Source organism: Streptomyces sp. NPDC046261 (assembly GCF_040646235.1).
Lineage (GTDB): Bacteria > Actinomycetota > Actinomycetes > Streptomycetales > Streptomycetaceae > Streptomyces.
The window spans coordinates 16,801-31,249 of the sequence record NZ_JBEYZU010000028.1 but is presented as its reverse complement, the minus strand read 5'-3'; the positions used below and the strand labels follow the sequence as shown (position 1 = coordinate 31,249).

Below are 14,449 nucleotides of genomic sequence, written 5' to 3'. Positions count from 1 at the left end.
CGGACGGGCGGCGCCCCGGTCACGGCAAGGGGCACGTCAGGGCAGAAGCCTCCGCCCCAGCCGGCGCAGCCTGCGCAGCGCGATGCCGAGCGCGCACCGCACACCGGGCGCCAGCCGCAGGGCGAGCGACCCGCTCCCGGTCACGTACGGCCGCGCCAGCAGCACGCCGTAGCGCGCGCTGGGCAGGACCGCCGGGCGCCGGCCGGTGGCGCCGTCGGGGGGCGCCGCCCGTACGGCCGTGTGCAGCGTGCCCCCGTGCGCGCACCGGATCCGCACCCGGATGTCCCACGCCTGCGGGGCGCGGCTGCGGTCGCCGAGGGCGGCCAGCGTGCCCAGGCCGAGGCCGATGCCGGCGGTCCAGGCGGTGCCGTCCGCGGCCAGCGGCACGGTGTGCTCGACGGCCGTGCCCTCGTCCCGCAGCCGCAGTTCGACGTCGACGGTGTGCGGGCGGGCAGCCGCCAGCCGGCCGTAGAGGTCATGGACGCGCAGGCGCAGCTCGGCGCGGGGGCCGTGTCCGGTGCGCAGGGTCGCGTCGACGGTGACCGGCAGCCGGCGGGCCGGCTTCGCGCCGGGCCCGGTGAGGCCGTCGAGCGGCACCTGCGGCAGGTCCGGCGCCCACACCGGCCGGCCCGCCGCCTCGGCGTACGGCGGCAGGAGCCGGGCGGGGCGGGCGGCGAGCTGGGCCAGGCGGTCCAGGTCGCGCGGGGCCGCGGAGGCCAGGACGACCCGGGCGATCCAGCGGGCCGGGGCGCGGGCGGCGCACAGGTCGGCCTCGTCGTAGGCGGCCAGGCAGGCCCGGGCCACGCGCCACCAGGCGCGCCGGTAGGCGGGGCCGTGGGCGGGCAGTTCGCGGACGTACATGCGCAGGTCGTGGTCGAGGAACTTCACGCGCGCCGCGTGGGCGAGCGGCTTGCTGCCCGCGTCGAGGAAGACCTCCACGCCGCGCTGGTGGGCGAGGACGCGGGCCTGCCAGTTGGCGACGCGGCCACGGTCGAGGGAGATCGACGGGCGGGCCGCGTCCCGCCGTACGTGCCAGATGTAGACGGGGTCCGGTACGGTCGCCACGCGCGGGCCGGCCGCGAGGACCCGGGCGGTGAAGACGAAGTCCTCGTAGGGGAAGGCGCCTTCCGGGAACGTGATGCCGTGCCCGGTCAGGAAGGCGCGCGCGTAGAGCTTGTTGACGCACAGGGTGTCGTGCAGCAGCGCGGGGTGCGCCTCGGGGGAGGCGTGGACGGCGGGGTGCCGGTAGAGGCCGTGCTGCCAGGGGGTGTCGCGGTGCCGGGGGAGTTCGCGACGTACGCACAGGCCCGCCGCGACGGGGACGTCGTGCCGCAGCGCGGCCCGCAGGAGGGCGGTCACCGCGCCCGGGGGGAGCACGTCGTCGCTGTCCAGGAACATCACATACGGGGCGGTGGCGGCCCGTACGCCGTCGTTGCGCGGGGTGCCGCAGCCGCCGCTGTTGACGGTGCGGTGCAGGACGCGCAGGCGCGGTTCGCGCTCGGCCAGCCGGTCGAGGACGGCTCCGGTGCGGTCGGTGGAGGCGTCGTTCACGGCGATGACCTCGGCGACGGCGGGGCCCTGTGCGAGGGCGGAGCGGACGGCATGCCCGATGTGGGCGGCGTCGTCATAGCCGATGACGACCACGCTGACCTGCGCGGCGGCAGAGGTTCCGCTCCCGTTCACTGTCACAGCACTCAGCTGTACCCAATAAGTACGACAAACCAGATCATTCTTCACCCGTGCGTGGACGGCGGGGCCGGGGGCGGGGACGGGAAGGGGCGGGGATGGGCCGGGCAGCACAGGTGTTTCTGCGAACGTCATCACTGGGGAGGGGGCTGAGAGCCCCGGCCGGCCGACGCCCCGCGGCGGCCTCGTCCCCACACCCGCACCCGCGCCCGCACGCGCCCTTGTCCGCCGGACGCGCGACGGCCGTGCTGGTGTCCGCCGTGCCCGCCGCCGTCATGCTGGTGCTCGGCCTGTGGGGGCTGGACCGGGGCACGATGTGGCGGGACGAGGGGGCCACGTTCCAGGTGGCGCGCCGCTCCCTGCCGGAGATCTGGCACCTCCTCGGCAGCATCGACGCCGTGCACGGCCTGTACTACGTCCTGATGCACCCCGTCCTGGCCCTGCGGGCCGAGGAGACGGCGCTGCGGCTGCCGTCCGTCCTGGCGGCGGCCGCCACCGCCGCCCTGATCGCCGCGATCGGCCGCCGGCTGGCGCGGCCGCGCGTCGGCCTGTGGGCCGGGCTGCTGTACGCGGTGACCCCGTTCGTGAGCCACTACGCACAGGAGGGCCGCTCGTACGCCCTGGTCGGGGCGGGCGCCGCGCTGGCCACCTGGCTGCTGATACGGGCGGCCGAGGACGGCGCCTCCCATCGGCGCTGGGCGGCCTACGGGTCGGTGGTCGCGGTGACGGCGCTGCTGCACGAGTTCGCCGTGCTGCTGCTCGCCGCGCACGCCGTGACGCTGGCCGTCTCCCGCGTGCCGTGGCACACCCTGCGCCGCTGGGGGTGCGCGGCCGCCGGAGTGGGCGCGGTGCTGGCACCGCTGGTGGTGATCTCCCGGCGCCAGAGCGAGCAGGTCTCGTGGATCCGGACGCCCGGCTACGAACAGGCCCAGGCGCTCCTCCACGCCTTCGCGGGCCCCGGCGAGGCCGTACTGACCGTCACCGTGGCCCTGGCCGTCGTCGCCCTGCTCGTACCGCTGCCCCGCACCGGGCCGCTGCGGCTGGACGCGGTCGCCCTGCCGCTGGCCCTCGTCCCGCCGGTGCTGCTCTACCTCGCCTCCCAGCGGCAGCCGCTCTTCCTCGACCGCTATCTGCTGTTCAGCCTGGCGGGCGTGCCGCTGCTCGCCGCGGCCGGAGCCGAGCGGCTCCTGGGACGTCTGCCGTGGCGGCGGGCGGTGACGGCCGCCGGAGCCGGCGCGGTCGCCGTGGCCTTCGTCGCGCAGCTGCCCTTCCACGAGCGGGAGCGGCTGCCGGCCTCCCGGGGCGACGAACTCGCCCGGGTCGCCGCGGTGGTCGGGCGGGTGGCGCGGCCGGGCGACGCGGTGCTGTTCCTGCCGCTCCACGAGCGGCGCGTATCCCTCGCGTACCCACGGGAGTTCGCCGGGCTGCGCGACCTCACGCTCCGTCGGTCACCTGCCGCGTCCGGCACGCTGTTCGGCACGGAAGTGGGGGCGGGGGAGCTGGAGGGCCGGCTGCGGGGGCTGCCGGCGCGGCAGCGGGTGTGGGTGGTGGCGGATGCGACCACGGTGGGGACGGGGTGGTTCCGGGGGCAGCGGGGGGAGGTGGCTAAGGTACGGGCGCTCGAGGCGTTGTACCGGGAGGAGTCGGTGGTGTTCGTACGGGGCGGGGCGGTGTCGTTGTACGTCCGGCGCTGACAGCGCCGGGCGGGCCGAAGGCCGGGCCCGCCCGGGGGCCCGCTACTTCACCGCGCCTGCCATCACGCCGCTCACGAACTGACGCTGGAACGCGAAGAAGACCGCCAGCGGCACGATCATCGAGAGGAAGGCGCCCGACGCGAGGATGTCGACGTTGTCGCCGAACTGGCGGACCTGTTGCTGCAGGGCGACCGTGATCGGCGGGTTGCCGCTGTCCGCGAAGATCAGGGCGACCAGCATGTCGTTCCACACCCACAGGAACTGGAAGATGCCGAGCGAGGCGATGGCCGGCCCGCCCAGCGGCAACACCACGCGCGTGAACAGCCGGAGTTCGCCCGCCCCGTCCAGGCGCGCCGCCTCCAGGAGCTCGCGCGGAATCTCCGCGAAGAAGTTGCGCAGCAGGAACACCGCGAAGGGCAGCCCGAAGGCGGTGTGGAAGAGGACGACGCCCACCGTGGACTCGAAGATGCCCAGCGTGTTGAAGAGCTTGGCCACCGGGATGAGGGCCACCTGCACCGGAACCACCAGCAGGGCCACGACCACCATGAACCACCAGTCCCGGCCGGGGAAGTCCAGCCAGGCGAAGGCGTATCCGGCGAGGGCGCCGATGACGATCACCAGGGCCGTCGCCGGAACGGTGATCAGCGCGGTGGTCAGGAGGGACTGCATGACGGTGTCGTTGCTGAAGAGGTTGCGGTAGCTCTCCGTCGTCAGCTGCGCCGGATCGCCGAAGACCCGCCACCAGCCCGAGGCCGCGATGTCGGACTTGTCGCGCAGCGAGGACAGCAGCAGCCCCACCGTGGGCATCAGCCAGAACAGCCCGACCAGGATGAGGACGACGCGCGTCGCGCCACCGCCGAGGCGGGCGGCGACGCGGGCCGGCAGCGACTGCTCGGCCCGTACGACCGTGTTCGTGGTGGCGGCCATCACCGGCCCTCCCTCTCCCTGCGGATCCGGCGGATGTTCACGATCACCACGGGGGTGACGAGCAGCAGCAGGAAGACGGCGATGGCGCTGCCCACCCCCTGGTTGACGTCGGTGCCGAAGGACGACTGGTAGAGCTGGAGGGCGAGGACGTTGGCGTTGTCGAGGCTGGAGCCGGGCGCGATGATGTACACGAGGTCGAAGATCTTCAGCACGTTGATCATGAGGGTGACCACGACGACCGCCAGGACCGGCGCCAGCAGCGGCACCGTCACGCGCCGGAAGACCTGCCACTCGTTGGCGCCGTCGACCCGTGCCGCCTCCAGCAGCTCCCGCGGCACGCTCGCCAGGCCCGCGGCGATGAGGACCATCGCGAAGCCCGCCCACATCCAGATGTACGCGCCGATGATGGCCGGGGTCACGAGGGAGGGGCCCAGCCAGTCGACGCCGTTGTAGGCGGCGGCGAAGTTGGAGGCGGGCAGGCGCAGCCGGGCGCCGTCCGCGGACCGGGGCAGGGTGAAGGTCCCGTCGGAGGCCGTCGTGGCCGAGGCGACGGTCCTGCCGTCCTTCACCGCCTGCACCGTGATGCCCGCCAGCGCCCGCTCGCCCGCGTCGATCCTGCCGGCGGTCCCGCCGCCGCCCCGGGTGAAGTCCATCCACACCGTGCCGGTGACCTTCCCGGCCACGTCCCGGGAGGGGATCGCCTCCTTCGCGCCGCCCACGTCCTCCGGTTTCACGGCGACCAGCGGCAGGGCGACGGCCGTGCCCGCCCGCACCGCCGTCTTCGTGGTGTACGAGCCGCCGCCGCTCGCGGCCAGATCACCGGTCGGGCGGGGGCGGGCGCCCGGATAGGGGGCGGGCGCGGCGAAGGTGTCGTGGACGCCCACCCATACGGCGTTGGCGACGCCGCGGTCCGGGTTCTGTTCGTACACCAGCCGGAAGATGATGCCCGCGGCGAGCATCGAGATCGCCATCGGCATGAAGACCACCAGCTTGAACGCGGTGCCCCAGCGGACGCGTTCGGTCAGCACGGCGAAGATCAGGCCGAGGGCGGTGGCGACGGTCGGGGCGACGACGACCCAGATGACGTTGTTCTTCAGGGCCGTGCGGATGCGCTCGTCGGTGAAGACCTCCTGGTAGTTGTCGATGCCGACGAAGCCGTCGCCCGAGGCGTCGAAGAGGCTGCGGTAGAGGGAGTAGCCGATGGGGTAGACGACGAGGGCGCCCAGCAGCGCCAGCGCGGGCAGCAGGAAGCAGGCGGCCACCCAGGGGCGGGTGCCCAGCACGCTCTTGCGGGGTTTCCCGGCCGGTGCGGCGGGCGGTGGGGGAGCGGTCGCGGTGGTCACGGTGCCGGTCCCGTCCCGTCAGCTCTTGAACGCCTTGGCCGCGTCGGACTCCAGCCGCTGCTGGGCGCCCGCCACGTCCTGGGGGTTGCGCAGGAAGTCCTGCAGGTGTTTCCACTCGCCCTGGCCGGGTTTGCCGCCGAAGGACGCGGGGGCCTGGTCGGACATGTCGAAGCGGAAGTCGTCCCCGGCGGCGACGAGCGCCTTGGCGATGGAGCGCAGCACGTCGTCGGGGTAGGCGGCGGGGTCGAGGTTCTTGTTGGCCGAGACGAAGCCGCCCTCCTTCGCCCAGATCCCGGCGGCGTCGGAGGAGGCCAGGAACGTCAGCAGGGCCTGCGCGGCCTGGCCGTCCTTGAGCGCCACGCCCACGTCGCCGCCCGTCACCACGGGGGATTTGCCGCCCACCGCCGGGAACGGGAAGACCTTCGCGTCCGTGCCGATCTTCGCCTTGGCGCCGGTGATGTTGGCCGCGGCGAAGTCGCCCTCGAAGACCATGGCGGCCTTCGCCTTCTCGCCGTCGGCGAAGGTCTGGGTGACGGAGGCGGGGAACGCGGTCTGCAGCGCGCCGTCGTTGCCGCCCGCCAGCAGCTCCTTCTTGCCGAAGAGCTGGCCGAGGGTGGTCAGCGCGTCCTTGACGGACGGATCCGTCCACTTGATCTTGTGCTGTGCGAGCTGGTCGTACTTCTCCCGGCCCGCCTGGGAGAGGTAGACGTTCTCGAACCAGTCGGTGAGGGTCCAGCCGTCCGCCCCGCCGACCGAGACCGGGGAGACGCCGAAGTCGGCGATGGCCTGCGCGGCGCTCAGGAACTCCTGCCAGGTCCTGGGCTCCTTGGCCCCCGCCGCCTTGAAGATCTTGGTGTTGTACCAGACGAGGGACTTGTTGGTCGCCTTGAAGTACACGCCGTACTGCTTGCCCTCGTACGCGCCGAGCTCCCGCCAGCCCTTGGCGAAGTTCTTGTCCAGCTGCCCGGTGGCCTCGCCGCCGAGCGGCTTGAGCCAGCCCTTCTGCGCGAATTCGCGCAGCACGCCCGGCTGTTGCAGCATCGCCACGTCCGGCGGGTCGCCGCCGGCCACCTTCGAGCCGACGAAGGAGGACATGTCGTCGCCGCTGGGCACGAAGGAGACCTCGGCGCCGGTGCGCTTGGCGAACTCGTCCAGGACCTTGGTGAAGCTCTTCTGCTCGGCACCCGTCCAGACGGCGGTCACCTTGAGCTTCTGGCCCTCGAGTTTGGGGAGTTGGACGGTATGGGAGATGACGTCGGACTTGCCGGGCACCGGTGAGGACGGCCGTTTGTCGCCGTCGTCCTTGCCGTCGCCCCCGCATCCCGCCGCGCCCAGGGCCAGGGCCCCCGCCGCGGCCAGTGCGATGGTTCCGCGCGCCGCGCGTGCCGCGCGGGTCGTGCCCAGTGATGTACGTGTCGCCGTGCGCATGGCCGTACCTCCCGTGCCCGGTCCCCGTAGCCGGCCGTGCCGCACGTCGCCCCGGCGTACGGCCGCACTCCCGTGCGACAGTCCTACGCCCGGTGACGATCCGCCGCAATACCGTCTCCGGTGTCAACTCTCCTATCGTGACCGGGCTGTGACGCTGCTACAGCAACGGAGGAGCCGCCTGTGCCCCCGCGGACTGGGCGGCGCGCTGCAGGGCGCTGGCCAGGAGGGCCAGGTCGGTGGGGCCGTTGCCCAGCTCGCGCAGCGGGCGGCGGGTGGGCGGGTCGCCCATGCGCTGCCAGTCCAGCGGTACCACGGTCGGGCGCAGGGTCGCGGTGCGCGGAATGCGGCCGGTGACGCGGCCGGCCTGGAAGGGGACGGCCGCCGCGTCGTCCGGACGCTGCAACCTGCCGCGCCCCGGGGCCGGTTCGCCCGCGCCCGCGCAGCCGTCCTGCCCCGCCCCGGCCGGGCCGTCGGGCGTGGGGGGCGCGATCTCCAGCGTCGCGCGCAGCCCCGCGCGCTCGACCGCCGCCGTGTCCGCCGTGCGCTCCGGGCGGCCCGACGCGGCGATCAGATGCACCCCGAGCCGCTCGCCGTCCCGGGCGACGGCCTCCAGCGCCCGGACGACCGAACCGGCCGCCGGCCGCCCGGTGCTGCCCAGCGCGGGCGCGACGAGGGCGTCGAAGTCGTCGACGAGCACCACCAGGCGGGGCAGGGCCGTGTCCGCCGTGAGCGCCGGAGCGCCGCGCTGCGTACGGAGCTTGAGCGTGCCGCTGGGGGCCGGCTCCAGGTCGCCGGAGACCGGGTCCGACGGGCGCCTGGGCGCCACGACGGCCGGAGCCGGCGCCGGGGCGGGGTGCCGGTCGTGCCAGCCGGTGAAGTCGAGGGTGCCCAGCAGCTCGGCGCGGCGCTTGAGCTCCGAGCTGAGCGCCTGGGCGAACTCCCGCATCCGCACCGGGTCGGCGGCGGCCAGATACGTCGACACGTGCGGCAGGTCCGTGCACATCCGCAGGCCCTCGCCGCGCTCGGCGGCGGCGCCGTCGACCAGCACCAGGGAGAGCCGGTCCGGCCGGTCGGCGGCCGCGAGCGAGGCGGCCAGCGAGCGCAGCAGCTCGGTCTTGCCGCTGCCGGGGCCGCCCTCGACCAGCAGATGCGGCCCGTCCGCCGCCAGGTCGACGGTGAGCGGCCCGTGCGGCCCGGCGCCCAGCACCGCGACGGCGCGCCCGCCGGGCCGCGCGCCCCGGTCCGTGGCGGCCGCCCAGCGGGCGGTGAGCGAGGCGGGCGTGGCCCGGGCGAGGCCCAGCTCGTCCAGCAGCCGGGCCGTGCGCGGCAGCGCGGCGGCGATGCGCGCGGCGTGCGGGTCGCCGGCGCCGTCGGCCTTGCGCAGCGGGGCCAGCGCCCGGGCGAACCGCTCGGCCCAGGCGCCGGACACCGCGTCCAGGGCGCCGATGACGGCGGCGCCGGCCGGGGCGGCGGCCACCGGACGGGGAGCCTGACCGTGCCCGCCGACGGGCGGTACGGGCGCGGGGACGCGGTGGATGACCTGGACCACCGTGGCCACGTCGCCGCTGAGCAGCGCCACCGTGCCGCAGTGCGGGAACGCGGGGGAGACCGCCTCGGCCGTCGCGAGCGTGGCGGAGACCGGTGAGGCGGGTGTGGTGGCCGGGGCGTCGGCCAGGCACAGCAGGTGGACGCCCGCCGCCGGACCGCCCACGGCCAGCCGCGCGACCGTCTCGCGCAGCGCCGCCGAACCCGGGTCGCCGTCCACGATCAGGACCGTGTACGGGCCGCGGTGGCCCGCGGCGGCCGTGGCGACGGCCTCGGGCGAGGCGGTGGCCCAGTGCGGGCCCAGCGGGCCGTCGTCCAGGCGGCGCACGAGCTCCGCGGTGCGGGCCTCGGCCTGCTCGCGGTCGTAGGCCAGCAGCAGCCGGCAGTCCTGCCCGTGCGCGGGGCGCAGGTGCGGCAGCCAGCCCAGCCAGGACCACTCCGCCAGCCGCTCCTCGACCGGCCGCGAGCGGTCGGCGCTGATCAGGACGTACTCCAGCGTGGTGGGCGCGTGCAGCACGGCGAGCTGGGCGAGGACGGAACGGGCCAGCCCGGACAGCCGGGCCCGGGGGCCGGCCAGGCCGAGCGCCCCGGCCTGGCGCAGGGCGACCGTCACCGGCACGGACGGCAGCGGGCCGCTGCCGTCGGGGCCGTACCGGTCGGCCGTCCCCACGCGCACGGTCAGCAGGTCCGGGTGGCCGGGGCCGCGCTCCCACAGCCGGGGCCCGGGCCCGAGCGCGGTCAGCAGGACCGCCGCGGGGTCCGGCCAGCGCTCGCGCAGCGCGGCGGCGGTGGTCAGGGCGCTTCCGGCACCGCCGGCGTCGCCGGGATCGAGGCCCTCGGCGGCGTCGCCCGGAACGCGCTGCGCGCCGCCGAGCCCGCCGGCCAGGCGGCGGGCCCAGGCCCCTATGCCGCGGTTGCGGCGCCTGCCCTCGGTGGACGGCGCCTCCGCGGCGGCCCCCGGCGCGGGGGTGCCGTCGCCGGCGGGGTCGGCGGGGTGAGAGAGGTGGGCGAACCCGGCGGCGTGCGAGGTGTGGCCGGGGGCCACGGGATCGGGGCCGTGATCCGCCGTCGCGCCGAAGCGGGCCAGGCCCGTGGCGCTGGAGGTGGCGGCCCCGGCGGAAGGGGCGTCGGCCGGCGCGCCTGCGGCGGCCATGGCCAGCCGCAGGTGTCCCTCGCCGTCGGGGGCGGCCGGCAGCGGCTCGGGGGAATCGGTCCCATACAGGCTCAGCGTCGACTCCCCGACCCGCACCAGCGCCCCCGGCGGCAGCGCGACGGGGGCGCCGTCGACGCTCTCGCCCTCCAGGGTCGTGCCGTTCGTCGAGCCCAGGTCGTGCAGGGTGACGCTGCCGTCGTCGGCGAGGGTCACCGCGCAGTGCAGGCGCGAGACGTCGGGGTCGTCCAGCGGGACGTCCGCCGAACTGGACCGCCCGACGCGCACCTCACCGCCGTGCAGCAGGTGGACGCCGCCGGCGTCCGGGCCCGAGACGACGTGGAGGCTGGCGACGGCGTCCGGCATCCCGGACGGCAGCACGCCCGCGTGCCGCTCGGGGTCGGCGGGGGCGCCCAGCGAGAGCACCGCGCCGTCGATCAGCGGGGGCTCGCCCAGCGCGCAGCGCTGCGCGTCGAGCCGCTCGGTGCCCGCGTGGACGACGACGGCACCGCCGCCGAGGTCGGAGCCGGCCGCGGCCACGGCGGCCGCGAGGCCACTGGCCACCGCGGCGAGCGCGGTCCCCGAGGGGGCGGTCACGAGCACATCGCAGGCGCACGTGGTGTGGCCGCTGAGCGGCCCGAGGACGGTCAGCCGGATCTGCATCGCCGTCAACGGTCCCTTCCTGCCCCAGGTGAAAGACAGGGGCAGGCGGCCTTCCCCCACCTCGCACGGGCGCGTCGGCACGTACAGGTCACCACGTCGCGCGGGGTTTCCCGCTCCCTCCCCGGCGCATCCGTGCTGCGAGCATCCTCGCACCTGCCACCGACAACTCGCCCGGCGAGAGTCGATTCGTGATCTTGAACGACCATCCGAGTATGCGGAAGCTCCAGGTCACCGTCGGGCGATGGCTGAATTCTTCTCTGAGTTGTCCAGTCTCGACCCATTTCTTGCCGTTATTTACGACAGTCCGGCGCGCCCGGCAACCATCCGTCCGTGGGTCGCGTCTTTCCCTGGAGCCTCACCGGATTCGCCAGAACGGCGGTCCGCGTCGCGGCACTACAGTGGGCGGAAGGCGAAAGCGGTATCGCAAGGGCCCGGACAAGCCCGGACAGACAGCTCGGATCACGACCAGGGAGCGCATGACGTGCGGCCGGTAGGCAGCAAATACCTGCTCGAGGAGCCGCTCGGACGCGGAGCCACGGGCACCGTCTGGCGAGCGCGCCAGCGCGAGACGGCCGGAGCCGAGGCGGCGGTGGCCGGACAGCCGGGCGAGACCCTGGCGATCAAGGTCCTCAAGGAGGAGCTGGCCAACGACGCGGACGTCGTGATGCGGTTCCTGCGCGAGCGCTCCGTCCTCCTCCGGCTCACCCACCCCAACATCGTGCGCACCCGCGACCTCGTCGTCGAGGGCGATCTGCTCGCGCTGGTCATGGACCTGGTCGACGGCCCGGACCTGCACCGCTACCTGCGGGAGAACGGCCCGTTCACGCCCGTGGCGGCCGCGCTGATCACCGCGCAGATCGCCGACGCCCTGGCCGCCAGCCACGCCGACGGCGTGGTCCACCGGGACCTCAAGCCCGCCAACGTCCTCCTCAAGAGCGACGGCGGCCAGCTGCACCCGATGCTCACCGACTTCGGCATCGCCCGCCTCGCGGACTCGCCCGGCCTGACCCGCACCCACGAGTTCGTGGGCACCCCGGCCTACGTCGCGCCCGAGTCGGCCGAGGGGCGCCCGCAGACCTCCGCCGTCGACATCTACGGCGCCGGCATCCTGCTGTACGAGCTGGTCACCGGCCGTCCGCCGTTCGGCGGCGGCACCGCGCTCGAGGTGCTCCACCAGCACCTCAGCGCCGAACCGCGCCGCCCCACCACCGTCCCCGAGCCGCTGTGGACGGTCATCGAGCGCTGCCTGCGCAAGCGCCCCGAGGAGCGGCCGAGCGCCGAGAACCTCGCCCGCGCCCTGCGCGTGGTCGCGGCCGGCGTCGGCGTCCACGCCTCCCCGGCCCAGGCCGAGGCCGCCCTCGGCGTCGCCGCGCTGCTCACCCCCGACCCGGAGCCGACGTACGTGCCCGGTACGGGCCTGGGCGCGGCGCCCGGGGCCGGCGACGCCGACGCCACCCAGGTCCTGCCCGCGGGCCCCGGCGCCCCCGGCGCGTACGACCCCGACGCGGCCACCAGCCTCCTGCCGGGCACCCCGCCCGGCCCCAACGCCGACCCCACCCAGGTCCTGCCCGCAGGATCCGGCCCGCAGGGTGCCGGCTCCGACCCCACCCGGGTCATGCCGCCGGTGCCCCCGGGGCCCCCGCAGGGACACCGGGCGGAGGGCCCGGAGGGCGGCGACAGCCCGCACCCGTGGCAGACCCAGATGCGCGCGGCCCGGGACCGCAACGACCAGACCCAGGTGCAGTACCTCGACCCGAGCGAGGACCCGCTGCGCCGCCGTCCCACGCGTCGCCCCGGCCCCGCGCCCCAGCAGCCCCCGCAGCCTCCGCAGGGCCGCCCGCGCGGGCAGCAGCAGTACGGGCAGCAGCAGCCGTATCCGCCCCAGGCGCAGCAGCAGCCGCAGCCGCCCCAGCACTACGCGCCGCCGCGGCCGCCGCAGCGGCAGCAGCCCCAGCCCCGCTACCAGACGCCTCAGCCTCCCCAGCCGCCCCAGCAGCAGCCCCGGCCGCCGCAGCGGTACGCACCGCCGCCCGCGCCCGAGCCGGCCCCCGCGCCGCGCCGGGAGCCGCGCCCGCAGCGGCAGCGCAGCGCGAACCCCATGCGCATCCCGGGCCTCGGCTGCCTCAAGGGCTGCCTGTTCATGATCGTTGTCCTGGTGGTCGGCTCCTGGCTGGTCTGGGAGTTCACCCCGCTCAAGGACTGGGTCGCCGACGGCAAGAGCTTCTGGGACGCCACCTGGGACTGGGTCACCGACACGAAGGACTGGATCTCGGATCTGGTCTCCAGCCGGTAGCCCGCCGAGGGGCCGACACGCCCATGACCGGGGGATGAGGTGGTCGACATGTCGACACCCGACGGGTGTTTTCTGCCTCAGAAGTGACGGTTGGCACCGAATCGGTGTCCCCAACGCCCCCTCGGCCGCGTAGCTTGGTCGCCAGCGAGCCTGTCGGATGACGGAGGAGTCGGGGAACAGTCTTGGCACGGAAGATCGGCAGCCGGTACACCGCCCACCAGGTCCTGGGCCGCGGCAGCGCCGGGACGGTGTGGCTCGGCGACGGCCCCGAGGGCCCGGTCGCCATCAAGCTCCTGCGCGAGGACCTCGCCTCCGACCAGGAGCTCGTCGGCCGCTTCGTGCAGGAGCGCGCGGCCCTGCTCGGCCTGGACCACCCGCACGTGGTCGGCGTCCGCGACCTCGTCGTCGACGGCGCCGACCTCGCCCTGGTCATGGACCTCATCCGCGGCACGGACCTGCGCACACGGCTCGACCGCGAGCGGCGACTGGCCCCCGAGGCGGCCGTCGCGATAGTCGCCGACGTCGCGGACGGCCTCGCCGCCGCGCACGCCGCCGGCGTCATCCACCGCGACGTCAAGCCGGAGAACGTCCTCCTCGACATGCAGGGCCCGCTCGGGCCCGGCGGCGCGCACCCCGCGCTGCTCACCGACTTCGGCATCGCCCGCCTCGTCGACTTCCCCCGCCCCGCCCGCGACCGCTCGGAGCGCTCCGAGCGCCCGGCCGGCGCGGCCCGCAGCGTCATCGGCACCCCCGACTACCTCGCGCCGGAGATCATCGAGGGCCTGCCGCCGCGCGCGTCCGTCGACGTCTACGCCCTGGCGACCGTCCTGTACGAGCTGCTGGCCGGCTTCACGCCCTTCGGCGGCGGCCACCCCGGCGCGGTGCTGCGCCGGCACGTCACGGAGACCGTGGCCCCGCTGCCGGGCATCCCCGACGAGCTGTGGCAGCTCGTCGTCCAGTGCCTGGCCAAGGCGCCCGCCTCCCGGCTGCGGGCCTCGGAGCTCGCGGCGCGGCTGCGCGAGCTGCTGCCCGGCCTGGCCGGGATCCCGCCGCTCGACATCGACGAACCGGACGAGAGCGGCGCCGACGGCACGGAGCGCGAGAGTACGTACGAGGCCGGGGCCGGCGGGTCCGGCGCGGCCGCCGCCGTTCCCGGGCCGCGGCGCCGGGGCGCGGTGCCGCTCGTACCGGCCGCCGTCTCCGACTCCAGCCGCGACACCCACACCAGCATGCGTGTGCCCGGCCCGGAGGAGCTGGCCGGCGGGGCGCACGGCACGGCCCGCGCCCCGCGCTCGCCCGGGCAGCGCCGGGCCGGCTCGGCGCGGCACCGTTCCTCGGCGGAGATCCGGCGCCGCCGCATCAGGCTCGGCGCGGCGGCGGTCGCCCTGGCCGCGGCCGCCGGGGTGGGTGGCTGGTTCGCCACGGGCGGCGGCAACGACGCGGGCGACGCGAAGCCGGGCGGCAAGCAGCCGGGGGTCCACCGCACGGAACCGGCCCACGGCCCCGGCGCCCCCGCCCAGGACCCGGCCCAGGGCTCGGTGGCCCCCCTGCGGTAGCCGGCGCCCGCGTACCCCTTTCTTTTTCCTCCCGCCGTGACCGCGAGGGGGAAATCCCGCCCTTGACGTGGTGTCCGACGGTCCCGGACCGGCCGTCGGCCGGGCTTCCGGGGCCGTCCGGCGGGCCGAAAGGCCGGGTTGGAGGAGGAAGGCGTGGCCCTTCG

Annotated in this window: 8 protein-coding genes; 3 read left to right on the top strand and 5 right to left on the bottom strand. The window is 75.7% G+C overall.

All coding sequences use genetic code 11. The annotated features are described in order from the left end of the window. Positions 1-36: 36 nt before the first annotated feature. Complete coding sequence (locus ABZ956_RS29015) at positions 37-1,689, bottom strand: glycosyltransferase family 2 protein (RefSeq protein ID WP_361899934.1); 1,653 nt, start codon at positions 1,687-1,689, stop codon at positions 37-39. A 218-nt stretch (positions 1,690-1,907) separates the two neighbouring features. Between ABZ956_RS29015 and ABZ956_RS29010 the strand changes: the two genes are divergently transcribed. Further along, the gene (locus ABZ956_RS29010) at positions 1,908-3,380 is read left to right on the top strand and encodes a glycosyltransferase family 39 protein (protein ID WP_361899931.1); all 1,473 of its coding nucleotides are present in this window, start codon (positions 1,908-1,910) and stop codon (positions 3,378-3,380) included. Between the two features lie 42 nt (positions 3,381-3,422). On the opposite strand, the gene ABZ956_RS29005 is transcribed toward ABZ956_RS29010, so the two are convergent. From ABZ956_RS29005 to ABZ956_RS28990, 4 genes are all read right to left on the bottom strand, one after another. Further along, the gene (locus ABZ956_RS29005; protein WP_361899929.1) at positions 3,423-4,307 is read right to left on the bottom strand and encodes a carbohydrate ABC transporter permease; all 885 of its coding nucleotides are present in this window, start codon (positions 4,305-4,307) and stop codon (positions 3,423-3,425) included. Next, entirely contained in the window at positions 4,307-5,650 is a 1,344-nt protein-coding gene (locus ABZ956_RS29000) for a sugar ABC transporter permease (protein ID WP_361899926.1), read from the bottom strand. The genes ABZ956_RS29005 and ABZ956_RS29000 overlap by 1 nt, the downstream gene beginning before the upstream one ends. 18 nt (positions 5,651-5,668) lie before the next feature. Beyond that, positions 5,669-7,078 (bottom strand): ABC transporter substrate-binding protein, encoded by a 1,410-nt coding sequence (locus ABZ956_RS28995; RefSeq protein WP_361899924.1) that lies wholly within the window; start codon positions 7,076-7,078, stop codon positions 5,669-5,671. Positions 7,079-7,235: 157 nt separating this feature from the next. Next, entirely contained in the window at positions 7,236-10,436 is a 3,201-nt protein-coding gene (locus tag ABZ956_RS28990) for an FtsK/SpoIIIE domain-containing protein (protein ID WP_361899996.1), read from the bottom strand. A 481-nt stretch (positions 10,437-10,917) separates the two neighbouring features. Here ABZ956_RS28990 and ABZ956_RS28985 point away from each other — a divergent pair, with 481 nt between their 5' ends. After that, on the top strand, positions 10,918-12,729 hold the full coding sequence (locus ABZ956_RS28985; protein WP_361899921.1) for a serine/threonine-protein kinase: 1,812 nt from the start codon (positions 10,918-10,920) through the stop codon (positions 12,727-12,729). Positions 12,730-12,911: 182 nt separating this feature from the next. Then, complete coding sequence (locus ABZ956_RS28980; protein WP_361899918.1) at positions 12,912-14,285, top strand: serine/threonine-protein kinase; 1,374 nt, start codon at positions 12,912-12,914, stop codon at positions 14,283-14,285. Positions 14,286-14,449 lie beyond the last annotated feature (164 nt).

Coding starts and splice junctions, on each gene's coding strand:
- ABZ956_RS29005 (WP_361899929.1), bottom strand. CDS start 4,307: ATGGCCGCCACCACGAACACGGTCGTACGGGCCGAGCAGTCGCTGCCG.
- ABZ956_RS28995 (WP_361899924.1), bottom strand. CDS start 7,078: ATGCGCACGGCGACACGTACATCACTGGGCACGACCCGCGCGGCACGC.
- ABZ956_RS28990 (WP_361899996.1), bottom strand. CDS start 10,436: ATGCAGATCCGGCTGACCGTCCTCGGGCCGCTCAGCGGCCACACCACG.